22 protein-coding genes and 1 pseudogene are annotated in these 26,033 nt (G+C 63.1%); 10 read left to right on the top strand and 13 right to left on the bottom strand.

Annotated elements, in window-relative coordinates:
- Positions 1–46 precede the first annotated feature (46 nt).
- The gene (locus X739_RS162140; protein ID WP_023792616.1) at positions 47–445 is read left to right on the top strand and encodes a hypothetical protein; all 399 of its coding nucleotides are present in this window, start codon (positions 47–49) and stop codon (positions 443–445) included.
- 26 nt (positions 446–471) lie between these two features.
- Here X739_RS162140 and X739_RS162145 read toward each other — a convergent pair whose 3' ends face one another.
- The 3 genes from X739_RS162145 to X739_RS162155 all read right to left on the bottom strand — a co-directional run bounded on the left by X739_RS162145 (position 472) and on the right by X739_RS162155 (position 5,023).
- The gene (locus tag X739_RS162145; RefSeq protein ID WP_023792612.1) at positions 472–1,701 is read right to left on the bottom strand and encodes an aromatic ring-hydroxylating dioxygenase subunit alpha; all 1,230 of its coding nucleotides are present in this window, start codon (positions 1,699–1,701) and stop codon (positions 472–474) included.
- 59 nt (positions 1,702–1,760) lie between these two features.
- Entirely contained in the window at positions 1,761–3,344 is a 1,584-nt protein-coding gene (locus tag X739_RS162150; protein WP_023792608.1) for a trimethylamine methyltransferase family protein, read from the bottom strand.
- A gap of 185 nt (positions 3,345–3,529) precedes the next feature.
- Positions 3,530–5,023, bottom strand: coding sequence for a PLP-dependent aminotransferase family protein (locus X739_RS162155; protein WP_015314107.1), 1,494 nt, complete (start codon positions 5,021–5,023; stop codon positions 3,530–3,532).
- A 340-nt stretch (positions 5,024–5,363) separates the two neighbouring features.
- On the opposite strand from X739_RS162155, the gene pgi reads away from it, so the two are divergent.
- Positions 5,364–7,007, top strand: coding sequence for a glucose-6-phosphate isomerase (gene pgi, locus X739_RS162160; RefSeq protein WP_023792605.1), 1,644 nt, complete (start codon positions 5,364–5,366; stop codon positions 7,005–7,007).
- Positions 7,008–7,012: 5 nt separating this feature from the next.
- Positions 7,013–7,735, top strand: coding sequence for an HAD family hydrolase (locus X739_RS162165; RefSeq protein WP_023772589.1), 723 nt, complete (start codon positions 7,013–7,015; stop codon positions 7,733–7,735).
- On the opposite strand, the gene X739_RS162170 is transcribed toward X739_RS162165, so the two are convergent.
- Together X739_RS162170 and X739_RS162175 are read right to left on the bottom strand one after the other, a co-directional pair.
- A complete protein-coding gene (locus X739_RS162170) occupies positions 7,719–8,444 on the bottom strand; it encodes a 50S ribosomal protein L11 methyltransferase (protein ID WP_023783370.1) in 726 nt (241 codons plus the stop codon). The two genes, X739_RS162165 and X739_RS162170, sit on opposite strands and share 17 nt — an antisense overlap.
- A complete protein-coding gene (locus X739_RS162175) occupies positions 8,444–10,471 on the bottom strand; it encodes a long-chain fatty acid--CoA ligase (RefSeq protein ID WP_023792600.1) in 2,028 nt (675 codons plus the stop codon). Before X739_RS162175 ends, X739_RS162170 begins: the two co-directional genes overlap by 1 nt.
- Before the next feature lie 466 nt (positions 10,472–10,937).
- Between X739_RS162175 and X739_RS0133725 the strand changes: the two are divergent.
- From X739_RS0133725 to X739_RS162190, 5 genes and pseudogenes are all read left to right on the top strand, one after another.
- Positions 10,938–12,467, top strand: a pseudogene (locus X739_RS0133725) (ABC transporter substrate-binding protein); the annotation flags it as partial.
- On the top strand, positions 12,447–13,508 hold the full coding sequence (locus X739_RS1000000167590) for an ABC transporter permease subunit (protein ID WP_348625747.1): 1,062 nt from the start codon (positions 12,447–12,449) through the stop codon (positions 13,506–13,508). The pseudogene X739_RS0133725 and the gene X739_RS1000000167590, both read left to right, overlap by 21 nt.
- Positions 13,509–13,578: 70 nt before the next feature.
- Positions 13,579–14,433, top strand: a complete 855-nt coding sequence (locus X739_RS162180) for an ABC transporter permease subunit (protein ID WP_174361976.1) — start codon at positions 13,579–13,581, stop codon at positions 14,431–14,433.
- A 2-nt stretch (positions 14,434–14,435) separates the two neighbouring features.
- Positions 14,436–15,293, top strand: coding sequence for an ABC transporter ATP-binding protein (locus tag X739_RS162185; protein ID WP_023772595.1), 858 nt, complete (start codon positions 14,436–14,438; stop codon positions 15,291–15,293).
- A complete protein-coding gene (locus X739_RS162190; RefSeq protein WP_023772596.1) occupies positions 15,290–16,120 on the top strand; it encodes a dipeptide ABC transporter ATP-binding protein in 831 nt (276 codons plus the stop codon). Before X739_RS162185 ends, X739_RS162190 begins: the two co-directional genes overlap by 4 nt.
- 286 nt (positions 16,121–16,406) lie before the next feature.
- Here the strand turns inward: X739_RS162190 and X739_RS162195 are convergent, their stop codons facing one another.
- Both X739_RS162195 and X739_RS162200 read right to left on the bottom strand, forming a co-directional pair.
- Positions 16,407–16,712, bottom strand: a complete 306-nt coding sequence (locus tag X739_RS162195) for a putative quinol monooxygenase (RefSeq protein WP_198019205.1) — start codon at positions 16,710–16,712, stop codon at positions 16,407–16,409.
- Between the two features lie 67 nt (positions 16,713–16,779).
- Positions 16,780–17,793 (bottom strand): NADP-dependent oxidoreductase, encoded by a 1,014-nt coding sequence (locus X739_RS162200; protein WP_023772598.1) that lies wholly within the window; start codon positions 17,791–17,793, stop codon positions 16,780–16,782.
- A gap of 90 nt (positions 17,794–17,883) precedes the next feature.
- On the opposite strand from X739_RS162200, the gene X739_RS162205 reads away from it, so the two are divergent.
- Positions 17,884–18,804 (top strand): LysR family transcriptional regulator, encoded by a 921-nt coding sequence (locus X739_RS162205; protein ID WP_023772599.1) that lies wholly within the window; start codon positions 17,884–17,886, stop codon positions 18,802–18,804.
- Between the two features lie 188 nt (positions 18,805–18,992).
- On the opposite strand, the gene X739_RS162210 is transcribed toward X739_RS162205, so the two are convergent.
- The 4 genes from X739_RS162210 to X739_RS162225 form a co-directional block, all read right to left on the bottom strand.
- Complete coding sequence (locus tag X739_RS162210; RefSeq protein WP_023772600.1) at positions 18,993–20,273, bottom strand: cysteine desulfurase-like protein; 1,281 nt, start codon at positions 20,271–20,273, stop codon at positions 18,993–18,995.
- Between the two features lie 52 nt (positions 20,274–20,325).
- Complete coding sequence (locus tag X739_RS162215; protein WP_015314096.1) at positions 20,326–21,000, bottom strand: amino acid ABC transporter permease; 675 nt, start codon at positions 20,998–21,000, stop codon at positions 20,326–20,328.
- 163 nt (positions 21,001–21,163) lie between these two features.
- Positions 21,164–21,961, bottom strand: coding sequence for an ABC transporter substrate-binding protein (locus X739_RS162220; RefSeq protein WP_023772601.1), 798 nt, complete (start codon positions 21,959–21,961; stop codon positions 21,164–21,166).
- 430 nt (positions 21,962–22,391) lie between these two features.
- Positions 22,392–23,168, bottom strand: a complete 777-nt coding sequence (locus tag X739_RS162225; protein ID WP_023772603.1) for an HpcH/HpaI aldolase/citrate lyase family protein — start codon at positions 23,166–23,168, stop codon at positions 22,392–22,394.
- 121 nt (positions 23,169–23,289) lie between these two features.
- Between X739_RS162225 and X739_RS162230 the strand changes: the two genes are divergently transcribed.
- Positions 23,290–24,381 (top strand): LLM class flavin-dependent oxidoreductase, encoded by a 1,092-nt coding sequence (locus tag X739_RS162230; RefSeq protein ID WP_023772604.1) that lies wholly within the window; start codon positions 23,290–23,292, stop codon positions 24,379–24,381.
- Positions 24,382–24,404: 23 nt separating this feature from the next.
- On the opposite strand, the gene X739_RS162235 is transcribed toward X739_RS162230, so the two are convergent.
- Together X739_RS162235 and X739_RS162240 are read right to left on the bottom strand one after the other, a co-directional pair.
- Positions 24,405–24,800, bottom strand: a complete 396-nt coding sequence (locus X739_RS162235) for a RidA family protein (protein ID WP_023772605.1) — start codon at positions 24,798–24,800, stop codon at positions 24,405–24,407.
- 75 nt (positions 24,801–24,875) lie between these two features.
- The gene (locus X739_RS162240) at positions 24,876–26,024 is read right to left on the bottom strand and encodes an acyl-CoA dehydrogenase family protein (protein WP_023792583.1); all 1,149 of its coding nucleotides are present in this window, start codon (positions 26,022–26,024) and stop codon (positions 24,876–24,878) included.
- Positions 26,025–26,033: the final 9 nt, after the last annotated feature.

The raw sequence follows: 26,033 nt of genomic DNA, 5'->3' as shown, positions 1-26,033 counted from the left end.
TCCGCTTGCGGACCACCTAACTGGTGGAAAACGGATTGGACCAGCAATGGCGGGACGGCGCTCTTCCCTCGGCTTTCTCGGCATGTTCGGACGCTCGGGTGATTTGCGGCAGCTCGATGCCGCCTTGCGAGGCGCCGACCTGCATCCCGCCCTGGTGCCCGAAGGGGTGAAACTAACCATCGTCAATCTGATGAAGGACCACTGGCCCGAGGAGCCGCCGCCGCAGGCCTATCCGCGGGTAGCGAACCTGTTCAGCTACTGCATAGTCGGGCCGGAAACCTTCGAGCGTGTGCAAGGTCCACAGCAGCGGCTCGACGCGGAGCACCGGATCGAGGCCGCTATCGAAACCGGCGACGGTCTCGATGCACAGATCGTGCTGATGGCACTGCACGCCAAGCTGATCAACGCCGAGGTGGTTGAGCGCTTCAGGCTGAGCACTGGCTGAGCGCTTTCGTGAAACGCTGAATCGCTCTAAGCCCGGCTTATCTCCTGGAGATACCAGCCGATATAACGCAGCTCGTTGTACTCCATCGGCGCGATCGGTCCGGGCACGAAATAGTGCGAGCGTACGCCGCGCGCCGTATGCTCGATGATCTTCTTGTCCTCGTCGGTGGTGACCTTCCACAGCCAGGTCAGTTTCTCCAGATCGTAGTCCTGGCCTTCGACGGCATCGCCGCGCACCAGCCAGATCAGTTCCATCTCGCAGGTCTGAGCCGTTTTCGGGATGAACCGGTAGATCATCCCGTGGTCGGGGTAGCAGACGAGGAAAGTCGTGCCGCCAAGATGGATGGAGGTGACGCCGCCGTCGTAGTCGGTGAAGCGGCCCATCAGGGGCGCGACGGGGGAGCCGTCCCGGCTGCCGCTCGAAACGCCGTCGTAAAGCGCGTAGCGGAAGGTGTGGATCGCCTCCTGGCCGGCGGCCGAATTCTGCCAGCGATCACCGCTGCCGATCTCGATGCCGAGAGCGCAGGTCCGCTGTTCCATCGCGGCATTGAGTTGCTCGATCATTTCCGCGGGCTTTTCCAGCGCGTGCGTCTGCGAATATTCGGGATGCGCCGGTCCGCAATGGTAGCATTCGACGTAATTTTCGACGGCGAGCTTCCAGTTCGCGTCGAGCGGATAGCTTTGGCGATAGGCCACCTTGGCATCGCCCCAACCATATTGCCCGCAACTCGTGCGCAAAGATTGCTCGATCGGATCGAAATCGAGTGGCGTCTCGGCGAAGGAGATGAAGACAAGGCCAGTCGCGACGCGCACATGGAGTTTCTTCAGCCCGTGCGCGGTGCGGTCGAAATCCTTCGGCATCAGCCTGGCGGCGCGCAGCGAGCCGTCATTGGAATAGGTCCACGCATGGTACGGGCAGACGAACACTTTCGCGTTGCCCTTCTCTTTGGTGCAGATCTCGGCGCCGCGATGGCGGCAGACATTGAGCATGGCATGCACGGTGCCATCCATGCCACGCGACAGGATGACCGCCTCGTCACCGAGCTTGAACAGTTCGAAGTCGCCGGGATCGGGAATGACGCTGGCATGCGTCAGGCAATGCCAGTGGCGGCGGAACAGACGTTCCATGTCCCGCTCGAAAATATCCTGGTCATGGTAGAATGGGCGCGTCAGGCCGTAGCCTGGCCGGTGCGAGGCCACCAGCCGATCGATGGCATCTTCGGTATTTGCGGCTTGCTGGATAGGATAGACGCTCATTTATCGTTCTGCCCAATGGTTGGTTCTGGCGGATGGCTGTCTGTGTGTCGGTCTTCTGGCTAGCCGCCCATGCTCGCGCGCGGCAGGTGGATCAGGTTGCCGAAGCGGGCGCGCAATCTGTCGTCGACCAGCTTGGGCACGTGCCGCGGAAATCGTTCCGCAAGGATGCGCTTCTTTTCGTCGATCGCCCGGGCCAATATATCAGGCCGGCCTTTTTCGTTCCATTCCTTCGGTGAGGAACGATCGCCGAAGGCGGGATAAAAACGCTCTGCCTGCGCCGACTTGAGCGTTTGCTCGTTGTCAAGATAATGGCCCGGACCCTTGAGGCAGACATCGGCGATGGTGTCGATCGACAGCGCTTCGACCGTCACTTCGATGCCGCGTGCGCAGCGCAGGCAATGGCCAAGCATGTCATTGTCGATGATCAGGCTTTCCAGGCAGAAGCCGAGCAGCGAGGCATGCATGCCGGCCGATTCGTAGACGAGATTGAGGCCCGAAAGGCCGGCCATCACATTGGTGATGCCTTTCTCGTAGCCGGATTGGATATCGGGCAGTTTCGAGTCTGTCATGCCGGCGGCCGAGCCGCCCGGCAGGTCGTAGAATTGCGCCATCTGCGCGCAGGCCGCCGTTACCACCGCCTGTTCGGCCGAGCCACCGGCCATGGTGTTGGTGCGCAGGTCCGACATGAACGGCCAAGCGCCGAAGATCGCCGGATGTCCCGGCTTGAGTGCGTTGACATACACCAGGCCGGTCAGCACTTCGGCCACTGCCTGCGCGACCGCGCCGGGCATCGCCGCCGGAGCGGTTGTTCCGGACTGGCCGGTGGAGAGGAGCAGGATAGGGATGCCGCCTTCGACGCAGGCCTCGAGCACGCCGCAGGCATCCTCGGCGAACTTCATCGGCGGCACGACGAAGGAGTTGGAGTTGGAAACGAATGGCCGGGCGCGGAAATTCTCCTCGCCACCGGCGATGGCATAGAGCATTTCGAGCGCCGGCTTCACATTCTCGCGCACGGTGAAGGACGTGCCGACATGCTTCGATGTCCCCATCACGCAGGCGTAGAGCGTGTTGAAATCCATATCGAGCGGGTCGGCGATGTCGCGCGCCACCATCGGCCGCTGGAAAAAATGGATGTTGCTCAGTCCATCGACGATGCGGGCGGCGTCATAGATGTCCTGCAGCTTCGATTCGCGATACTCGCGTTTTTCGAGATCCACCAGATGCACGGCGATACCCGCTGTGCCGTAGTGGACGCGCTTGCCCTGGATCACCATGTCGTGCCTGGGGTCCTGGCCATGCAGCGTGAAATGCCGCGCGGCACGCTTGATGGTGTCGAGTATGAGCGCACGGGGGAAACGGATGCGGCCATCGTCGCCATGGGTGGCGCCCGCCTTGGTCAGGACTTTTATGCAGGACGGGATGGCGTTGGCGAACCCGACGGTTTCCAGAAGCGTCAGCACGCCCTCATGGATGCGCTCGCAGTCGTTTCCGCGCAAAGGTCTGTAACCGCCGCCTTCCATGGCTTGGAGTAGTGGCCCATTTGGTGGAATGGCTGATTTCCCCGCATATCCCGTTTCGCGACCGCCCGAGCGTTGTGGACGACGGTTCGCCGGCATGTCCTGCTTTTCGACAGCCACTGGCATGGCACTCCACCTCTACCGGCAGTCTCGTGGCGGTTGGTCCACCATCAACCTGCTTCTTCTCTGACGCCGACTATGCCGCCGGCACTGGCCCATCCTATGAGCCAGCTGGCCTAGCTACATGTGCCAGATCTAAAACAAACCGGAGCCGCTGAGAAGCGGCTCCGGTGAAGAAGTCGGATTGATGATCAGGCGGCGGCCGGCCTGCGTCCGGCGGCGGTGGCGAGTTCCCGGATGCCGGGCTCGATGTGCTGCAGAGCGATAGAGGAAATGCCCAACCGCATGAAACGCGAAGGCTTCTCGGTGCGGTCGAAGAAGCGGTCGCCAGGCTCGATGATGACGCTGCGCGAGGCCGCGGCTTCGGCCAAACCGCGGGAATCGGTGCCGCGGGGCCCTTCCAGCCACAGCGACGTGCCGCCGGCCGAATCGGTGGAACGCCATTCCGGCAGGAAGGCCGAAATCGCATGGACCAGCCGCTTGCGCCGCTCGTCGAAGGCGCTCGACAGCCGCCGCACCAGCGCTTCGTGATGGCCGAGCGACAGGAAGAGCGCCACGGCGCGCTGATTGTTCGCCGGCGGATGGCGCAGCATGAAACGGCGCAGCGCCCTGAGTTCGGCGATTAGTCCAGCGGAAGCCACGATGTAGCCAAGCCGCAGGCCTGGGGCCAGCGTCTTCGACATCGAGCCGACATAGACGACGCGGCCGGAACGGTCGAGGCTCTTCAAGGCCTGCTGCGGCGCCTCGTCGAGAAGCTGGCTGTCATAGCCGTCCTCGATGATGATCTGGTTGTGCCGGTTGGCGCGCGCCAGAAGGTCCTGCCGCCGCTCCGCCGACAACGGCACCATGGTCGGGCAATGATGGCTGGGGGTGACGAAGACGAAGCCGGAATCATTGGGAATAGAAGAGGTTACGATACCGGACTGGTCCACTGGCACCGGCTCGATGTCGGCGCCCGCGAGCCGGAAGATCGAGCGTGCGTCGGGATAGCCTGGATCCTCCATCGCCACTTTCGAGCCCTTGGTCATCAGCAGCGAGGCCAGCATATAGAGCGCGTTCTGGGCACCCAGCGTGACGATGATCTCGTCGGGATTGGCGAAGATGCCGCGCCGGGGCAGCAGCCGTGCCTGGATCTGCTCGATCAGCAGCGGATCGTCGCGGTCGACCATGTCGGACGCCCAGTTGCGGATCTCCAGCACGGCCAGCGCCATGCGGTTGCACTCGCGCCACTCGGCGGTAGGGAACAGCGCCGGGTCGAATTGGCCGTAGACAAACGGGTAGGAAGACTTGATCCAGTTCTCGTGCTTGGCGGGCGGCGGCATGTCGCTTGCCGCGATCTGCCGCCGCGCTTTCCAGTCGATCTCGTTGGCCTGGTCGGGTGCTTTCTGATGCGGCTTGGCGGGTGTCGCCAGCACGTCCGGATTGACGAAATGCCCGCGCCGCTCGCGTGCCACCAGGAAACCCTGGTCGACGAGCTGCTGGAAGGCCAGGACAACCGTTCCGCGCGCCACGCCGAGTTTTTCGGCCAGGATCCGGCAGGAAGGCAGCGGCATCGAAGCGGCGATCTGGCGGTCGAGAATGGCGGCCACAATGGCTTGGCGGATCTGCGCCTGCAGGGTCTGGCCGGATTCAGCCGAAATCCGGAACAGGCCGGACCATATCGCCGTGTCGTTTCTCTGTGGCATGGAAGATGTTCCTCGATGGCCAGCTTTTTTCGCTTGGCTGGACCAGCCGAACGTAACCGTGGCACAAGGGGTTGCGCCAATCAATTTTTCTGATCTTTGGGATTTATGCCAGTGATCCTTCAAGCTCGAAATAAGGCGCGGCCCCTCGCTCCTCGATACCCATTGCCCCCTCGGGTACCCACCTCCTTGCCCGATACATTGTGTCATCGCATCGTGATGTGCTGCGTCATTGCCGCGTATTGACCGGAGGGATTTCAGCTCAATAGTTGGGAGCGCGACGACACGCGCCGGAAACATCCGGTCTGATATGGTGCGTCGAAAACGCCAGGAGTCCCCGCCAGTGGATCAGTCAGCCTTCCAGAAACAGCTTGCCGCCCTGCGCGACCATCGCGCCGCGGCCCCGGGCGATATGCGCCAGGCCTTTGCCGCCGATCCGCAGCGCTTCAAGACATTCTCCGCCGCTGACGGCGACCTCCTGCTCGACTGGTCGAAATCCGCCGTCGACGCGACGACCATGGATTTCCTTGAGAAGCTCGCCGCCGCAGCCGATCTCGAAGGCCGTCGGGCCGCCATGTTCGCGGGCAAGAAGATCAACACCACCGAAGACCGCGCCGTCCTGCATACGGCGCTGCGCAACCTGAGCGGCAAGGGCGTCACGGTTGACGGCCAGGACGTCAGGGCGGATGTCATATCCGTGCTCGACGCCATGGGCGCCTTCGCCGATGCCATTCGCTCCGGCAAGGTAACGGGTGCCACAGGCAAGAAGATCACCGATATCGTCAACATCGGCATTGGCGGCTCCGACCTTGGTCCGGCGATGGCGACGCTGGCGCTCGCCCCCTATCATGACGGCCCGCGCGCCCACTATGTCTCCAACATTGACGGCGCTCACATCCACGACACGCTGAAGGGGCTGTCCGCCGAAACCACGCTGTTCATCATCGCCTCCAAGACCTTCACCACGGTCGAGACGATGACCAATGCGCGGACGGCGCGCGACTGGGTGCAGGAGGCGCTCGGCAAGCAGGCCGTGGGCAAGCATTTCGCCGCCGTCTCGACCGCGCTCGACCTGGTGGCCAAGTTCGGCATCGAGCCGGATCGCGTCTTCGGCTTCTGGGACTGGGTCGGCGGCCGCTATTCGCTTTGGGGCGCGATCGGCCTGCCGGTCATGATCGCCATCGGCCCAAGGAATTTTCGCGCTTTCCTCGACGGCGCGCACGAAATGGACGAACACTTCCGCACCGCGCCGCTCCACAAAAACCTGCCGGCGCTCCTCGGGCTGGTCGGCTGGTGGCACCGCGTGGTTTGCGGCTATCCAGCCCGCGCGGTCATTCCCTACGATCAGCGCCTGTCCAGACTGCCGGCCTATCTGCAGCAGCTCGACATGGAATCGAACGGCAAGAGCGTCACCCTTGACGGTACTCCGGTGATGACGCCGACCGGGCCGCTGGTCTGGGGCGAGCCAGGCACCAACGGCCAGCACGCCTTCTTCCAGCTGCTGCACCAAGGCACCGATTTGATCCCGGTCGAGTTCCTGGCCGCCGCCGTCGGCCACGAACCTGATCTCAAGCATCAGCATGACCTGCTGCTCGCCAACTGCCTGGCGCAGTCGGAGGCGCTGATGAAGGGCCGTACGCTGGAAGAGGCGCGCGCGCAGATGCTGGCCAAGGGCATGAAGCCTGCCGATGTCGACCGTATCGCGCCGCATCGTGTCTTCTCCGGCAATCGGCCCTCGGTGACCATCCTCTACCGCAAGCTCGACCCGCGCACCTTCGGCCGGCTGATCGCGCTTTACGAGCACCGCGTCTTCGTCGAGGGCACGCTGTTCAATATCAATTCCTTCGACCAGTGGGGCGTCGAACTCGGCAAGGAACTGGCCACCGGCCTCCTGCCTGTCGTGGAAGGCAAGGAAAGCGCCGCAAACCGGGATGCCTCGACCAGGGGCCTTGTGGAACGCATCCACCAATTGCGTGGTTCGGAGTGAAGCGCTTGGCTGAGATCAAGGGGATATTGTTCGACAAAGACGGAACGCTTGTCGACTTCAACGCGACCTGGCTCGGCGTCGCCGACTTCATGGCCATGGACGCGGCCGATGGCGATCGCTGGAAAGCCGACAGGCTGCTCGCGGCCGCGGGCTTCGATTTCGCCAACCGGCGCTTCAAGCCCGACTCCATCTTTGCCTCCGGCACCAATCTCGACGTTGTCGAACTGTGGTTCCCGCGCCTGTCCAACGAAGACCAGATGCTGGCCGTCGCCCGTTTCAACGAGATCACCTCGGTGCAGGGCTCGACGATGGCGGTGGCGCTGCCAGGGATCGCCGACACGCTGGCTCTGCTGCACAGGCGATCCTACCGGCTTGGCGTCGCCACCAACGATTCGACAAGCGGCGCGGAAAAGACGCTTGTCACGCTGGGTGTCGCGCAACTGTTCGACGCCGCCTATGGCTACGACGCGGTGGCCAACCCCAAGCCCGCTCCCGACACCATCCAGGCCTTTTGCGATCTTACGGGGCTCAAGCCGTCGGAGATCGCCATGGTCGGCGATAACAGGCACGATCTCGAAATGGCGCGTGCCGGCGGCTGCGGCCTGGCGGTCGGCGTGCTCTCCGGCACCGGCACGCGCGAATCGCTGGCCGAGATCGCCGATGTCATCCTGGATTCGGTAGCCGATCTGCCGGATTTCCTTTCGGCACGGGTCAAGGAGACGGTCTGATCGGCAAGGCGAGGGACGGTTCGGTCTCAAGGCGAAAGACAGCGCTCGGCTTCAGCGAGGCGTCTTTCGCCTCGCCGAAATCCGGCACCTTGTATTCGGCAACCAGGCGCAGCCGCGAGCGGGGCAGATACGCCCGGCCCGGATCGCCGACCAGCACTTCGATACCGGCGGCGAGGCAGCGATCGAGGAAAGGCATCATCCCCAGGGCGACACCTTGCCCGTAGAACACGTCGCCGGCGAGCACCAGATCCACGGCGGGCGGTGGCCCGGTGGTGATGTCGTTCCCCATTATCGTGATCGTGACGCCATTGGCCGCTGCATTCAGCGCCAGCGCGGCAACGCCGTTCCGATCGACCTCGGCGGCCATCACCGCACCCGCGCAGGCCTTCGCGGCGGCAATGCCGACGATGCCGGAGCCTGCTCCAAGGTCGAGCACGCGGCGGCCCGCCACGATCTCCGGATGGTCCAGCACATAGCGCGCCAGCACGGCGCCGCCTGCCCACGCATAGGCCCAATAGGGCGGTTGCGGCTCCTGAGAATCGGCATCATCGTCTTCGACAAGACGCCTCAGCCCGCTGCTCGGGTGGGAGGTATAAAGCCGGATTTCGGGAAGTGCCGGCACCGATGCCAGGCGCATGTTCGCCTTGATGAATTCCGCCGGTTCGAGGCGCGGGCGTTGGTCCGGCGTATCGTCGTTGGCGAGCCCCACTATTCGCGCAGCGCCCGCCGCAGGATCTTGCCGACCGGCGTCTTCGGCAATTCGGTCCTGAACTCGATGTATCTAGGCCGCTTGTAGCCGGTCAGGTTCTCGCGGCAAAAGGCGGTGATGGCCTCTGCGGTCAGGGCCGGGTCTTTCTTGACGATGAACAGTTTCGGCACTTCGCCCGAATGCTCGTCCGGCACGCCGATGGCCGCCACTTCGAGCACGCCGGGATGCGCCGCCACGACCTCCTCGAGTTCGGTCGGATAGACGTTGAAGCCGGAGACGAGGATCATGTCCTTCTTGCGGTCGACGATCTTGGTGAAGCCGCGATCGTCCATGAAGCCCATGTCGCCGGACTTGAAGAAGCCGTCCTTGGTCATCACCTTGGCTGTCTCGTCCGGCCGGTTCCAGTAACCGGCCATCACCTGCGGTCCCCTGATGCAGATCTCACCGACCTCGCCGAGCGGTGCGTTGTTGCCGTCGTCGTCGCGAATGGCGATTTCGGTCGAAGGCAGCGGCAGGCCGATGGTGCCGGTGAACTCGCCGGAGCTGAACTTGTTGGCCGTCGCCACCGGCGAGGTCTCCGAAAGACCATAGCCTTCGCTGATGGGGCACCCGGTCAGCGCTTTCCAGCGCTCGGCGACACCCTTCTGTACCGCCATGCCGCCGCCCAGCGTCAAGAGCAGCGGCTTGAAGTCGAGCTTGCGGAAGTCTTCATTGTTGAGCAGCGCGTTGAACAGCGTGTTGAGGCCTGGAAAGATATGGATCGGATACTTGCCCATTTCCTTGACGAAGCCGGGAATGTCGCGCGGATTGGGGATCAGTATGTTCTGGCCGCCCATCTGCATGCCCATCAGCGCATTCACCGTCAGCGCGAAGATATGGTAGAGCGGCAGTGCGCAGACGAGATTGAGATGCGCCGGCTTTGGCTTGACGGTGTAGGCGTCCTGCAGCCACAGCGCATTCTGCGCGACATTGGCCAGCACATTACTGTGCGAGAGGGTCGCGCCTTTGGAGATTCCGGTGGTGCCGCCGGTATATTGCAGGAAGGCGACGTCGCTGGCGGCCACCGTGGCCGGCTTGAATGTCATGCCGCGGCCAGCCTTGAGGGCCGCGTTGAACTTGACATGGCCAGGCAATGACCATGCCGGCACCATCTTCTTGACGCGGCGCACGACAAGATTGACGATCGAGCCCTTCAGGCCGCCGAGCAGGTCGCCCATGGCCGCGACGACGACGTGCTTGACCGAGGTCCTTGCGACGACCGCTTGCAGGGTGTTGGCGAAGTTTTCGAGGATGACGATGGCCTGCGCTCCGGAATCCTTGAGCTGATGCTCCAGTTCGCGCGGCGTGTAGAGCGGATTGACGTTCACTACCGTGAAGCCGGCGCGGGCGACCGCCATCATCGCTATGGGATACTGCAGCACGTTCGGCATCATCAGGGCGACACGCGCGCCCTTCTGCAATCCTGTGGACTGCAGGTAGGCACCGAAGGCCGCCGAAGACTGTTCGAGTTGCGCGTAGGTGATGGACTTGCCCATGCACGTGAAAGCCGGCTGGCCGGCGAACTGCTTGCAGGCGCCGACGAGGAAGTCGCCGATGGAACCGTAGGGAAGGGCGCCGATCTCGGCCGGCATGTTCTTGGGATAGCTGTTGAGCCATGGCTTTTGCGGCAGGCCGACGGCGAGTTCGGTGAGCGCCTTCGGCAGCCGCTGGCTGGCCGCTGTCGCTGGCTTCGAGACCGGTGCAGCCTTCACTGCTGGCGAACTCTTCGTCGTCGCGGTTTTGCCCGTTCCGGCCTTGCCCGATCCGGCCTTGGTCGCGGGCGCCTTTGCTGGCGCGGCCTTCGTCGCCGGCTTCGCGGCGGTGCCGGCGGTGGCCACGGCTTTTGCCGCGGGTGCTTTCTTGGCGGCCGCCGCCTTCGCGGTCGCGGCCTTGCCGGCGGCCGCCTTGCCTTGCCCGTCGGCGCCGGCGGCTGGTCTAGGCCTCGCCTTGGCCGACGCTTTCACCGGCGCCTTCGATGCTTTTGCCACCCGTTCCTCCTCGACAACCCTGGTCGCCTGTTCTCGCTGGGCCCTACCGCGCCGCCTCCAGATTGATGGAGACGTCCCTCCGCTGCCGCCAGCTGCCTATCTATGTATTGCCTCTATCGGCGGCGGTGCAAGTCTTGCCCTAGCGGCAGGATGCCGAAAGATATGCAACCGAAAATCTTTCCGCCGGCCATGGCTGGAACGGCATCTTTCCGCACCCGGCGGCGGATGAATACTGGGCGCGGGACCGTTGTGACCAGGGGTCAGATCAATAAAAAAATGCGGTCGTTAATAATATCGTGAATAGAAAAAACTGCTAATTTTTTCTGCCATTTAGCAAAATCGCGGATTTTTTTCCTGCTTCCCGCGGGGTAAGCAAACGGGGTGTTCCAAACCCGGAAAAACGGTGCTTATATGCGCGCTTCGCGAGCCTGATAGAGGGGCTTGGAAGAACATCAGGGAGTGCTCAATGAAGAAGAAATTGACTTTTGCAGCCGCGTTGCTGGCTGCAAGCGTCCTGGGCGGCGTGGCCAACGCGAAAACTCTGGTCTATTGCGCTGAGGCGTCGCCGGAGGGTTTCGACCCGGCGCCGTATACCGCGGGCCAGACATTCGACGCGTCCTCTCGTACCGTCTTCAACCGCCTTGTCGAATTCGATCACGGCAAGACCTCGGTCTCGCCCGGCCTGGCGGACAGCTGGACCATTTCCGACGACGGCAAGGAATATACTTTCAAGCTGCGCAAGGGCGTCAAGTTCGCGCCCACCGACTACTTCACCCCGACCCGCGACCTGAACGCCGACGACGTGGTGTTCTCTTTCGAGCGCCAGGTTGACAAGAATGGCCCCTGGTTCCAGTACATACCGGGCATCGCCTACCAGTATTACAATGACCAGTTCGGTGACAACATCACCAAGGTCGAGAAGGTCGACGACCTGACGGTGAAGTTCAGCCTCAAGGAACCGGCGATCACCTTCATTCCGACGCTGGGCATGGATTTCGCCTCGATCGTCTCGAAGGAATATGCCGACAAGCTGCAGGCCGACAAGACGCCTGAACTGTTCAACCAGAAGCCGGTCGGCACTGGGCCGTTCATTTTCGTCGACTACCAGGCCGACGCCGCCATCCGCTACAAGGCCAACCCGGACTATTGGGGCGGCAAGCAGAAGATCGACGATCTGGTCTTCGCCATCACCACCGATCCGGCGGTGCGCGCGCAGAAGCTGAAGGCCGGCGAATGCAACATCATGTCCTACCCGGCACCGGCCGACATTGCCGGCCTGCAGGCTGATGCGAACCTGACGGTCGCGGAGCAGGAAGGCCTCAACGTCGGCGCGCTGATGTACAACACCCAGCAGAAGCCGTTCGACGACGTGCGTGTCCGCAAGGCGCTCAACATGGCCATCAACAAGAAGGCCATCATCGACGCCGTGTTCCAGGGCGCCGGCCAGGTGGCGATCAACCCGATCCCGCCGACCATGTGGTCCTACAACAAGGACGTGAAGGACGACCCGTACGATCCGGACGCGGCCAAGAAGATGCTTGAAGAGGCCGGCGTCAAGGACCTCAAGATGAACGTCTGGGCGATGCCCGTCTCGCGTCCGTACATGCCGAACGCGCGCCGCACCGCCGAGCTGATCCAGGCGGACTTCGCAAAGGTCGGCGTCACCGTCAACATCGTCAGCTACGATTGGGGTGAATACCTCAAGCGCGCTTCCGCGGTCGATCACGACGGCGCCGTCATCGTTGGCTGGACCGGCGACAATGGCGATCCGGACAACTTCCTCGGCGTGCTCCTGAGCTGCGCTTCCGTCGGTTCGAACAACCGCGCGGAATGGTGCAACAAGGACTTCGATGCGCTCATCAACAAGGCCAAGACGGTTTCCGACCAGGCCGAGCGCACCAAGCTCTACGAACAGGCACAGGTCATCTTCAAGGAGCAGGCACCGTGGGCGACGCTCGCCCACTCCAAGGTGTTCATGCCGATGCAGAAGACCGTCNGCGCCACAAGGCGCCGCCCCACCTCGCCCGCCATGCTGCGTTATATCCTCGGCAAGCTCGCCCTCATCATCCCGACCTTCATCGGGATAACCATCCTCGCTTTCGGCTTCGTGCGCATCCTGCCCGGTGATCCGGTGCTGGTGCTTGCGGGCGAACGTGGCCTGTCGCCCGAACGCCATACGGCGCTGATGCACCAGTTCGGGTTCGACCTGCCGATCTGGCAACAGTATCTGACCTATCTGACCAATATCCTCGGCGGCGATTTCGGCACCTCGTTTTCAACCAAGACGCCGGTGCTCAAGGATTTCCTGGTGCGGTTCCCGGCCACGGTCGAACTCGCCATCTTCGCCATGGTCTTCGCCGTCGTCCTCGGTGTCGCCTTCGGCATTTTCGCCGCCATCCGCCGCGGCTCCTGGTTCGATCAGCTGACCATGGGCACCGCGCTCGCCGGCTATTCCATGCCAATCTTCTGGTGGGGGCTGCTGCTGATCATCGTGTTTTCCGGCACGCTGCACTGGACGCCGGTCTCGGGCCGCATCGACCTTCTCTACTTCTTCAAGCCGGTGACCGGCTTCATGACCATCGATTCCCTCATCTCGGGCCAGAAGGGCGCCTTCCGCTCGGCGGTGTCGCATCTCATCTTGCCCACCATCGTGCTCGGCACCATTCCGCTGGCGGTCATCGCCAGGCAGACCCGCTCGGCCATGCTCGAAGTGCTGGGCGAGGATTATGTGCGCACCGCGCGCGCCAAGGGGCTGGCGCCGCGGCGCGTCATCGGCCTGCATGCCTTCCGCAACGCGCTAATCCCGGTCGTCACCACGATCGGCCTGCAGGTCGGCACGCTGTTGACCGGCGCCATCCTGACCGAGAGCATCTTTTCATGGCCGGGCATCGGCAAGTGGATGATCGACGCCATTTCCAAGCGCGACTATTTCACCGTGCAGGGCGGGTTGCTTTTGATCGCGCTGATCGTCATGTCGGTGAACCTTATCGTCGACGTGCTCTATGCCGTCATCAACCCGCGCATCCGGGCGAATTGACATGACCAATGAAGGCCCAGCCACCGTCGAAGCGGCGACCGTCGTCAAGCCGCAGGATGCGCGGCTGCAGATGTTCGCCGAATTCTGGCACTATTTCTCGATCAACAAGGGCGCGGTGATCGGCCTCTTCGTCTTCGCCCTGCTGATCCTGATCGCCATCTTCGCGCCGTTGCTCGCTCCGCATTCGCCTGATGACCAGTTCCGCGACTTCTTCCTGACGCCGCCGGCCTGGCAGGCGGGTGGCAACGCGCAATTCCTGCTCGGCACGGACGCCGTCGGCCGCGATATGCTTTCGCGCCTGATCTACGGCTCACGCTTCTCGCTCGCCATCGGCTTCGTCGTCGTCACCACGGCGCTGATCTCCGGCGTCATCCTCGGTTTGCTCGCCGGCTACTGCCGTGGCTGGGTCGACACGCTGATCATGCGCATCATGGACATCATCCTGGCTTTCCCGTCGCTGCTGCTGGCCCTGGTGCTGGTCGCGGTGCTCGGCCCTGGCCTCGTCAATGCCATGATCGCCATCGCCTTCGTGCTGCAGCCGCACTTCGCCCGGCTCACCCGCGCGGCCGTGATGGCGGAGAAGACCCGCGAATATGTAGTCTCGGCCAAGGTCGCCGGGGCCAGCCATCTCCGGCTGATGCTGGTCACCATCCTGCCCAACTGCATCGCTCCGCTGATCGTGCAGGCGACGCTGTCCTTCTCCAATGCCATCCTCGAGGCGGCAGCCCTCGGCTTCCTTGGCATGGGGGCGCAGCCGCCGACGCCGGAATGGGGCACCATGCTTGCCGAAGCTCGCGAGTTCATCCTGCGCGCCTGGTGGGTGGTGACCTTCCCCGGACTCGCCATCCTGATCACCGTCTTTGCCATCAACCTGATCGGCGACGGCCTGCGCGACGCGCTCGACCCCAAGCTGAAGAGGTCGTGAGCATGTCCCTGCTCGAGATCAAGAATCTCACCGTTTCCTTCGACACCGCCGCCGGACCGTTCATGGCCGTGCAAGGCATAGACCTTTCGGTCGAGCCGCGCGAGGTGCTGGCGATCGTCGGCGAGTCAGGCTCCGGCAAGTCGGTCTCGATGCTGGCGGTGATGGGGCTGTTGCCCAACACCGCGACGGTCAAGGCCGACCGCATGGCTTTCGACGGCGTCGACCTGCTGAAGCTCAGCCCGTCCGAACGCCGCAAGATCGTCGGCAAGGACATCTCGATGATCTTCCAGGAGCCGATCGCCAGCCTCAACCCATGCTTCACAGTCGGCTTCCAGATCGAGGAAGTGTTGCGCTTCCACATGGGCATGGATCGCGCCCAGCGCCGGGCCCGCGCCATCGAGCTGATGAAACTGGTCGGCATTGCCGATCCGGAAGAACGGCTGAGCTCGTTTCCGCACCAGATGTCCGGCGGCCAGTGCCAGCGCGTCATGATCGCGATCGCCATCGCCTGCAATCCGAAGCTTCTGATCGCCGACGAGCCGACCACCGCGCTCGACGTCACCATCCAGAAGCAGATCCTCGATCTTCTGGTCTCGCTGCAGGCGAAATACGGCATGGGCCTGATCATGATCACCCACAATATGGGCGTCGTGGCCGAGACCGCCGACCGCGTCATCGTCCAGTACAAGGGCCGCAAGATGGAAGAGGCCGACGTGCTGTCGCTGTTTGAATCGCCGAAAAGCAATTATACGCGCGCATTGCTGTCGGCGCTGCCGGAAAACGCAATCGGCGACCGGCTGCCGACTGTGTCCGACATGCTGTTCGAGCCTGCCCCCTCGGCCGCGGGAGCCTCCGCATGAGCACCACGGTTCTCGAAGGCAAGAACATCGTTCGCGACTATCATATCGGCGGCGGCCTGTTCACCGGGCCGCGCACCGTACATGCGGTCAAGGGCGTCTCCTTCACGGTGGACAAGGGCAAGACGCTGGCCATCGTCGGCGAAAGCGGCTGCGGCAAGTCCACGCTCGCCCGCATCATCACCTTGATCGATCCCGCGACTTCGGGCGAGCTGTTCATCGACGGCAACAAGGTCGATATCGCCAAAGGTGGATTGACGAAGGAGATGCGCCGCAAGGTGCAGATCGTCTTCCAGAACCCTTACGGATCGCTCAATCCGCGCCAGAAGATCGGCGATGTGCTGGGCGAACCGCTGCTCATCAACACCGACAAGCCGGCCGCCGAACGGCGCGACCTCGCCATGAAGATGCTGAAGAAGGTCGGTCTCGGTCACGAGCACTATAATCGCTATCCGCACATGTTCTCGGGCGGCCAACGCCAACGCATCGCCATTGCCCGTGCGCTGATGCTGAACCCCAGCCTGCTGGTGCTCGACGAGCCGGTCTCGGCGCTCGATCTCTCCGTGCAGGCGCAGGTGCTCAACCTGCTCGCCGACCTGCAGGACGAGTTCCAGCTGACCTACGTCTTCATCAGCCACGATTTGTCCGTGGTGCGCTACATCGCCGACGATGTGATGGTCATGTATTTCGGCGAGGCCGTCGAATACGGCTCGCGCGACGAGGTCTTCGCCGACCCCAAGCACAGCTACACCAAGACGCTGTTCGCCGCGACGCCACGCGCGGACGTCGCGTCGATCAAGGCGCGGCTGGCGAAGAAGAAGGCCGCCTAGAGTCAAAAGCCAACTGCTCTGAACGGCCGAGTTTACCCCAAAGACGACTTACATCCGCCAAGACCTGGACGATCGCTTTTCGCCTGATTTCATTTGTTGGCGCGACCCGAGACAAATTCTAGAAGCAGCCGGTCCGCTTAGCCGGCCGGAATGTCCATGACGGGGTGGAAAGCGGTCCGGCAGCTATCAGGACAAGAGCTGTCGATAGCTGCCGTCCACTGCGCCGGTTGCGAGCGCAGATATGCCGACGATCCGACTGCCGCTCTACGCTCACCGGCGTACTTTGCTACTCGTCCATCAGGCCACGTTCACGCAGCACGTCGTATTTGAGAATTTCACCCCTGATGGTATCGCCCCATCGACCAACGAACGCCATCGTGTCGGTAGCATGGAGATGTGCAGTGAGTGCGGCCTGGTCTCTCCACCGCTCGGCGATCAGGAGGCGACCGGCAAGCGGATCGTCCACAGCCGCGTCATAGGAAAGATTTCCGTCCCGCTGCCGGGTAGCTATGGCGAGGTTCTGGAGATCCTGGACAAACTCGGCGACCGACGAGGGCTCGACGTACATATAGCCGGTAACAATCAGCATCATGGGTTACCTTGATGGATCCCGCTCGACCGTCTGCACTTCCGACGATCGGGCGGCTGAAAGCAACAAATCAAACGGCCAGCACGATCTTGCCTTGAATACTGCCGTCGCCGGCCCGCTCATGCGCGCGCGATGCCTCGGCCAGCGGGAATGTGCTGTCGATGACGACTCGCACAATGCCGTCGTCGAGCAGGCGGGCGGCTTTTGCCAACTGCGCGCCATTGGATCGAACCTGTGTGGACGAGACCGTGATGCTCAGCTTCTCTGCCTCCTCGTGACCAGCGAAGCCCAGCGGGTTGACCAGGAACAGCGTGCCGCCCGGCTTCAGAACATGGAAGAAGCGCTCCATGTCCGCGCCGCCCACCGCGTCGAGGACGAGGTCGACGTCTCGGACGACATCGTCCGCCGCGGTTGTCTTGTAGTCGATGAACTGATCCACGCCGAGATCGCGCATCAGCGCCTCGTTCTTGGCTGATGCCACCGCGATGACGCGAGCGCCCCGCCATTTCGCCAACTGGACGGCCAGATGCCCGACGCCGCCTCCGGCACCGTTGATGAGCACCGTCTTGCCGTCGAGGGGCACCGGCTCGTGCCGGGAGGGCTGGAACGGATTTGGCTCATCGTGGCCAAGTTCGATCAAGAGCTGCCATGCTGTCAGAAGCGACATCGGCGCGCCGGCCGCATGAATATGGTCGATGCCGGCTGGTTTCAACGCAACATGCGATGCCGGCACACTGACATAATGCGCGTAGGCATTGCTACCCGTCATCAGGTCATCGGGGAAGCGAACCATTGCATGGACCTCGTCGCCGATGCTGAACTCAGCGACCTCGGCGCCAACCGCTTCAATGACGCCCGAAACGTCCGTGCCGAGAATCAGTGGGAAGGACGGGTTGGGCCGCCATTGTGGCGGCAGCGCGCGATAGCCGTCCCGCAGATACCAGTCGGGCGGATTAAGCCCCGCCGCCTGGACGCGAACAAGCACCTCGCCGGGCTTCACATCCGGCCTCAGCGCGTCTTCGTACACCAGCACCTCGGGACCACCGAATGCGTGCAGACGGACTGCCTTCATCTTATCGCTCATTGATCAAATCTCCGCTCACCTGTCATTGGAACGAATCTAGTGGCGGCACTTCCGGTTGATAATCGGTGCCGATGGCACTTAAGTAATGCCATGGCGGAACATATTACGTTGGATCGGCTCACTGGCATCATCGCCTTCGCGCGTGCCGGATCGCTGGGCAGCTACACGGCAGCGGCGCGCGCGCTGTCGATTTCCCCGTCCGCGGTCAGCAAGAGCGTGCAGCGGCTCGAGCGGCATTTGGGCGTGTCGCTGTTTACCCGTACGACGCGCTCGCTCACCTTCACGCCAGAGGGGCGCGACCTGCATGAGCGCGCGCTGCGTCTGCTACGCGAGGCGGAGGAAATCGAGCAGACGGCAATGACCGCGCGCTCCGAACCATCGGGCACGTTGCGCGTGGCCGCGTCGCTGCCGATCGGACTCCACGTGATCGCTCCCGCTTTACCGGCTTTCCGCCGGCTCCATCCGAACCTGGTCGTCGACCTCAGGCTGGGTGACCAGATGGTGGACATGATTGAGGAAGGCATCGATGTCGCCGTACGCATCGGTGATCTGGCTGACACCCGGCTACTATCACGCAAGCTCGCACCACATCGGCTTTGCTGCTTCGCATCGCCAGTCTATCTCGAGGAACGCGGCACCCCGACCCATCCTGATCACTTGGGAGGGCATGACACCGTCAATCTTCGCTATCAGAGCACAGGCCAGACCTTTCGCTGGCCCTTCCGGATTGGCGACCGTGAAATCGAGATTGTGCCCAATTCCGGTGTGGTCGCTGATGCCAGCGATGCCGTGCTCATCATGCTGGCAGCCGGCGGTGGGATAGGCATAGGCGCTTCCTTTATGGCGGCTCCCTATGTGAAGCGCGGCGAACTGGTCCCCGTGCTGTCCACGTTCGCGGTCGAGCGAAATAACGTGACCGTGCTCTGGCCGGCAAGCCGACGCGCTAACCCTGCCGTGCGCGCCTTTCTGACCATGCTCGACTCCGCTTTCACGCTGCGAATGACAGTTTGAGGCATCGACTGATCTGCCGCGGAAGGGCCGCTTGTGGGTCGTCAGCGGCCGTTGGATTCCGGCCAGTCGAACGGCAGCTTTCTCCAGCCGTTAACCCAAAGGCGGACTGTCGCTTGTCGGCCGTTCCCGCCGTTCCGAAACGCAAATCCGAATGGCCGCTCCCAGCCCCTTCCTGGACTGGACGTCGATCACGAAAGCCTGGCTATGATTTGCCGCAAAGCCTCGCCGAACTTGTGGATCTCCTCGACCGTGTTGTAGTGCACCAGCGAGGCGCGGATGGCGCCGCTGTCCATGCTGAGGTTGAGGCGCTTCATCAGCCGCGGCGCGTACATGTGGCCGTCGCGGATGCCGATCTGCATCTCGGCCATGTCCTCGACGATCCGCTGCGGCGACAGCTTGCCGATGTTGAAGCAGAAGGTCGGCACGCGCTCGTTGATGCGGGCTTCGTCGGCAACGCCATAGATCGTCGCTCCGCAATCCCTGAGCACGCCAAGCATCTCGCGCGCCAGCACCAGCTCGTAGTCGCGGATGGCGCCCATGCCGGCGACGATGTTTTCGCGCCGTGAGCGATTGTTGGAGGGCGCCAGATTGCGGCCGATCAGTTCCAGATATTGCACGGCGGCGTCCATGCCCGACACGTTCTCGTAGATGAAGGTGCCCGCCTCGACCTTGTAGGGCGGTTCGTCCGGAATGAAATCCTCGCGGAAGGTCGGCAGCCGCTTCAGCGTCTCGAAGCGGCCCCACAGGAAGCCCATGTGCGGCGAGAAATTCTTGTAGCCGGAGCAGACGAGATAATCGCAACCCCAGGCTTGTACGTCGATCAGCCCATGCGGCCCGTAATGCACGCAATCGAGGAACACTTCGGCGCCGGCGGCATGGGCGATTTGCGCGACCGACGCGACGTCGACGATCGAACCGATCGAGTGCGCCGTCACCGTGCAGGCGACCAGCCGAGTGCGGTCCGAAACCAGCGGCTTGAGATCGTCGACATGCAGATTGCCATCTTCACGCATGCGCCACCACTTGAATTTGGCGCCGGCCGATTCCAGCGCCAGCCAAGTCGCGATGTTGGCGTCGTGGTCCATGTCGGTGATGACGATCTCGTCGCGTTCAGAAAGCATCTGGCCGATGCCGAGGCTGACGAGGCGGATGAAGGAGGTGGCGTTCATGCCGAAGCAGATTTCCGCCGGGCTGAAGGCGTTGATCAGCAGCGCAACGCTTGTCCGCGCATCGGCGACCGACTCGTCGACGGTGACGCTGCGGCCGTAACGGCCGCCGCGCTGCACATTGTGCGAGATCAGATGGTTGGTCACCGCGTCGAGCACGCTCTGCGGAATCTGCGCACCGGCGGCGTTGTCCATGAAGATGAAATCACCGGCCCGCTGCAGGGCAGGGAACATGGCGCGGATTCTTTCAACAGGGAACGCGCCGGACGTGCCGGTCGCACTGGCGGCTTGATGTTTGTTCATGGTCGTCTCCTGCGAAGTTCTCTGTAGATGGGAAATTGTAGGCGCGGCGCGGTCAGCGCGTCTTCTCGGTTTTGAAACGGGCTTCAAGCAGGCTGACGAGACGAACCATCGGCCAAAGGAAGATGAGATAGACCAGTGCCGCGCCGATCAGCGGCGAGGGGTTGGCATAGAGCGACTGCGCGTTGGTCGCTTCCTTGAGCAGCTCCGGCAGCGCCACGGTAGAGGCCAGCGACGTGTCCTTGAACATCGAGACGCAGTTGCTGGTCATCGGCGGGATGACGACGCGCACCGCCTGCGGCAGCACCACCTTGCGCAAGGTCAAAAGGAACGGCAGGCCAAGCGCCTGCGCCGCCTCGAACTGGCCGCGCGGAATGCTCTCTATGCCGGAGCGGAACACCTCCGCCGAATAGGCCGACATGATGATGGCGAAGGCGGTCACCGCCGACGCCCAGGACGACAGGCGAATGCCGAGGAAGGGCAAGGCATAATAGATCAGGATCAGCACAACCAGCACCGGCAGGGCGCGGAAGATATCGGTATAACCGACCGCCAGCCAGCGCAGCGGCTTCGGCGCATAGAGCCGCAACAGGCTGATCACTAGGCCGATGGGAATGCCGATGCCGATGCTGAGCAGGCCGAGCAGAAGCGTGTTCAGGAAGCCGCGCAGCAACGCCGGCAGGCTCGACGCGATGACGTCGGCGTTGAAGAAAGTGTCGATCAGCGACATCAGGGCATTCCCGAACGGTGTTGCGTCATCTGACGCCAGAGCCCGACCCGGAACATCAAGATCGGCTTTGCCGAACGGATGCCGGTCCCGGGAAGGTTATGCGTGAAAAACGGGACGTGCCGACCCCTTGGGGCCGGCACGCCTTCCGTCCGTTGGCCGCCGCTCAGGCCTTGGGCAGCGGCATTTCCTTGACGGTCGAGGAATCGGCCGGGGCGTCGCTGCCGAACCACTTTTTGTGGATCGCGGCCAACGTGCCGTCCTTCTTCATCGCCGTCAGCGCGTCGTTGAGTTTGCCGAGCAGCGGATGATCCTTGGTCATCATCAGGCCGTACTGCTCGCCGGTCTTGATGCGCTGCTTGACCTTCAGGTCCTTCATCTTGGTGAAGGAATATTCCATGCCGGGAATGTCGCTGACGGCGGCATCGATACGGCCGGCGCTAAGGTCGAGCAAAAGGTTCTGCTGCGTGTCATAGCCCTTCACGTCGCTGAAGCCGTCGGCTTCCTGATGCGCCTTGACCCAGGTCTCGCCGGTCGAGCCCGAGAGCACGCCGACGATCTTGCCCTTGAGGTCCGCCTCGGCGTTGACCGCGCTGTCGGTCTTGGTCGCGATGCCCATGTCGGAATCATAATAGGGCTGGGTGAACGACTGCGACTTCAGCCGCTCCGGCGTGATGGTGATCGAAGAGATGGCGACGTCGATGCGCTTGGAGGTGGTCGCGGCGAACAATGCCTGAAAGCCGAGATCGGCGATGTCGGTGGTCATGCCGGCGCGCTTGGCCGCCTCGTTGACGATGTCGACTTCGAAACCCTCGAAGGTGCCGCTCTCGTTCTTGTATTCGAAGGGCGGATTGGTCGGGTAGGCGCCGACATTCAGCACATCGGCGGCATAGGCGGTTGCCGGTCCGGCCGCGATGCCGATTGCCGCGGCGACGAGGATGAGATTGCGACGGTTGAGCTTCATTGGTGGTCCCTCTGGGGTGTTCCCTCTGGTTGTTGATCGGGCGGGCTGGCCCGCACGGTTTCTTGCCGTCCCGCCTCCCAGCGGGGCGTCAATTCATGGTGGCGGCCATGCGGCTCGAGCGCGGCCGCGATTTTGTCGCGGTCGTATACGCATTCACGCGCGAAGGGTTTGCGATGATCTCGATATGAAGGTCGTGGATCTGAGCGCGCGCATCATGGAAAGCGTAGCGCGCGCTGGACGATGATTGGGGCTGCACAAACGACAAGGACTGAAACCCCTCCCACCCGGAGCACCATGATGACTGCCCGTAAAGCCCTCCAGGCCGACAGCCGCCATCCATCCTGAATGCTTATCCAAAGCGCGGCGCTTTTCAAGGCAAAAGTTTTAAGCTTAAAAAGTTTCCTGGCTTGATCGCTTGCGCAACCGGGCGCTAGCGCGGTTCCTCCCGCGCCAGTTCGGCCCGGGCGCCGGCATAATTGGCCGCGGCGCCCGCACCCAGGAAAATCGTGTCGCTGGCCAGGACGAAGAAGCTGGCGCCGATTGCCGCCCATTGGCCGATGGCCTGCGGGTTGGCGCAGAATATGCCGGAGATTTTGTTGTGCGCGATCGTCACGCCGATGATCCTGCGGATCGCGTCGGCGAGCTTGTCGGCGCCCTTCGGTCCGATCGCATCGATCGACACGGAGAGATCGCCGGGGCCGACGAAGATCACGTCGACGCCGTCGACATCAGCGATCGCCTCGATGTTGGCCAATCCCTCGGCGGTCTCGACCTGGACCGCCACGACGATCCTGTCATTGGCGCCGGCTAGATATTCGGGAATGCGATAGCCATAACCGGCCGCACGGCCGGGTCCGACGCCGCGCTCGCCCCGTGGCGGATAGCGGGATGCTTTCACCGCCATTGCCGCCTGTGCCGGTGTCGAGACGCGTGGCACCAGCACACCTTGCGCGCCGCTGTCCAGCGCCGCCTGGATTGCTTCGGGCGACAGGCCGGGAACGCGCACCATCGCCGGCACGCGGTGGACGTCGGCGGCGCGCACCATGGTCTCGATAATGTCGCGCGATATCTGGGCATGCTCCCAGTCGATGCAGAGAAAGTCGAGGCCGGACATCGCCATCACTTCGACCGCGACGGGGTGAGGAATGGCAGCGAAGGAGCCGACGAGGTTGGCCTTGCCGATGCAATTCTGGCGGATCTCGCTCATCCGTATCCCTTTTCTCATCCCGCCAAATTCATATCGGCACACCGGCGCAGGGCGAAGCTATTTCATGCTTGAAATATTTGCGCGGAGCCGTAGCGTGCGATCTTCGCCGGGAGGTCGCGACATGAACAAAGCACATCCGCTGCACGGCTCCAACAAACTGAAGCTTGGCGTCTTCTCGACCAACGCCGATGGTGGTCTTGCCATATCGGACGTGCCGGAACGCTGGACGGCGAGCTGGCAGGACAATCTGGCGGCCGCCCGGATCGCCGACCGCGCCGGGCTGGAGTTCATGCTGCCGATCGCGCGCTGGCGTGGCTTTGGCGGCCGCAACAAGGTGCGCGAGCGATCCTTCGAGACCTTCACCTGGGCGGCGGCACTCAGCATGACCACCGACCGGATCGGCCTGTTCATGACCGTGCACGTGCCGCTGGTGCATCCGCTCTATGCCGCCAAGGCGCTGGCGACGGTCGACCACATCAGCCAAGGCCGCGCCGGCTTGAACGTCGTCTGCGGCTGGAACCCGAAGGAATTCGGCATGTTCGGAACGCCGCTGGTCGAGAAGGGCTACGACCAGGCGGCCGAATGGATCGAGATCCTCGAGAAGCTCTATGCATCGGCGGAGCCGCTTGACTACGAAGGCACCTATTATCACCTCAAGGATGCGGTCAGCAGGCCGGCCAGCCTGCAGGTTCCGCGCCCAGTGACCATGAACGCCGCTTTCGGCGGCCCGGGCCGCGATTTCGCCGCCGCCAGATGCGATTATCTGTTCACGACCTTTTCCGAGATGGCCGATGCGGGCAAGCATGTCGCCGACATCAGCGAGCGAGCCGACAAGGTTGGCCGCAAGGTCGGCGTCTACACCGTGGCCCATGTCGTCTGCCGCCCGACCATGGAAGAGGCGCAGGCCTATTACAACCGATATGCCGTCGATTTGGCCGATCACGAGGCGGTCGATGCGCATATGGCCGGCAAGAAGGAATTCTCGCAGTCGCACGACCCGCACGCCTATGACCGCTACCGCCAGCGTTTCGCCGGCGGTGCCGGCACCTACCCGCTGGTTGGAACGCCGCGGACGATCGCCGCCGAAATGGCCGCCATTGCCGCGCACGGCTATCAAGGCATCGCCCTGTCCTTCGTCAACTACACCAGGGAATTGCCCTATTTCTGCGACCATGTACTGCCTCTGCTGAGGCAGGCGGGGCTCCGCGAATAATATATTCCGCGAAAACGAATTACTTATTCCGGAATAACGGCGGTCGCCTGGATCTCCACCTTGGCGCGGTCCTCGACCAGCGCCACCACCTGCATGGCGGCCATCGCTGGAAAATGTCGGCCGATCACCTCGCGATAGGCTTCACCGATCCCCTTGAGGTTGCCGAGATATTCTGCCTTGTCGGTAAAATACCAAGTCATCGAGGTGATATGTCGTGGCTCCGCGCCGGCCTCGGCCAGCACCGCGACGATGTTGTGGAGCGTCTGCCGCACCTGGCCGGCGAAATCGTCGGTCTCGAACTGGCATTGCCCGTTCCAGCCGACCTGTCCGCCGACGAAGACGAGCCTGCCGCGCGCCGCCACGCCGTTGGCGTAACCGACCGGTTTTGCCCAGCCTTCCGGCTGCAGGATCTCGTGCATTTCGTCTCTCCGCCTATCCAATATCGGGTCCGCAATATCCGTCTCGAAACATTTCAGTCCGTGGTCACGACCTGTTCAGGCCGCCCCCATCACTTGTCGCGCGATCACCACTTTCTGCACGTCCGATGCGCCCTCGTAGATGCGCAGCGCGCGGATTTCGCGATACAGGCTCTCGACGATATGGCCTTTGCGGACACCATCGCCGCCATGCAGCTGCACGGCTTCGTCGATCACCTCCTGCGCCTTGTCGGTGGCGAACAGCTTGGCCATCGCCGCCTCGCGCGTCACCCGCGCCGCACCCATGTCCTTGGTCCATGCAGCGCGATAGACCAAAAGCGCCGCCGCATCGACGTCGAGCGCCATATCCGCGATGTGTCCCTGCACCATCTGCAGTTCGGCCATCGGCGCCCCGAACAATTTGCGCTCGGCCACGCGTTTGATGCTTTCATCGAGCGCCCGGCGGGCAAAGCCGAGCGCCGCCGCGCCGACCGTCGAGCGGAACACGTCGAGCACCGACATGGCGATGCGAAAACCGTCGCCCGGCCTGCCAATCAGCGCCGAGGTGGGCACGCGGACCTGGTCGAACGAAAGACGCGCCAGTGGATGCGGCGCGATCACTTCGAGGCGTTCCGCGATACCGAGGCCCTCGGCGTTGCCCGACACCAGGAAAGCGGAAAGCCCCTTGGCACCCGGCGCCTCGCCGGTGCGGGCGAAGACGACATAGAGATCGGCGATACCGCCATTCGAGATCCAGGTTTTTTCGCCCGTGAGAACGTAGCTGTCGCCATCGCGGGTCGCTGTCATCTCCATGTTGGCGACATCAGAGCCAGAGCGCGGCTCGGACAGGGCGAAGGCTGAGATCGCCTTGCCGTCCCGCGTCTTTGAAAGCCATTGCTGCTGCTCCGACGTGCCGAACAGGCTGAGCGCGCCGGTGCCGAGACCTTGCATGGCGAAAGCGAAATCGGCAAGGCCATCGTGGCGGGCCAGCGTCTCGCGCGTGATGCACAGGGCGCGCACGTCGAGTGGCGCCGGGTTGTCCGTATCGAGCGCCGTCGGCTTCAGCCAGCCATCCCTGCCGAGCTTCGCCACCAACTCGAGGCAGGCGGCGTCGACGTCATGGTGGTCGACCGGCAGGTTTTTCGCGCACCAGGCGTCCAGGTGCTCGGCGAGTTCGCGATGGCGGTCTTCGAAGAAGGGCCAGTTGAGGAAGGAACGGTCAGGCATTTGTGCCTC

Origin of the sequence: Mesorhizobium sp. LNHC209A00 (genome assembly GCF_000502915.1) — a bacterium.
Classification (GTDB): domain Bacteria; phylum Pseudomonadota; class Alphaproteobacteria; order Rhizobiales; family Rhizobiaceae; genus Mesorhizobium.
Note: the sequence above shows the minus strand (reverse complement) of the source record. Positions and strands in the feature narration are given on the sequence as shown.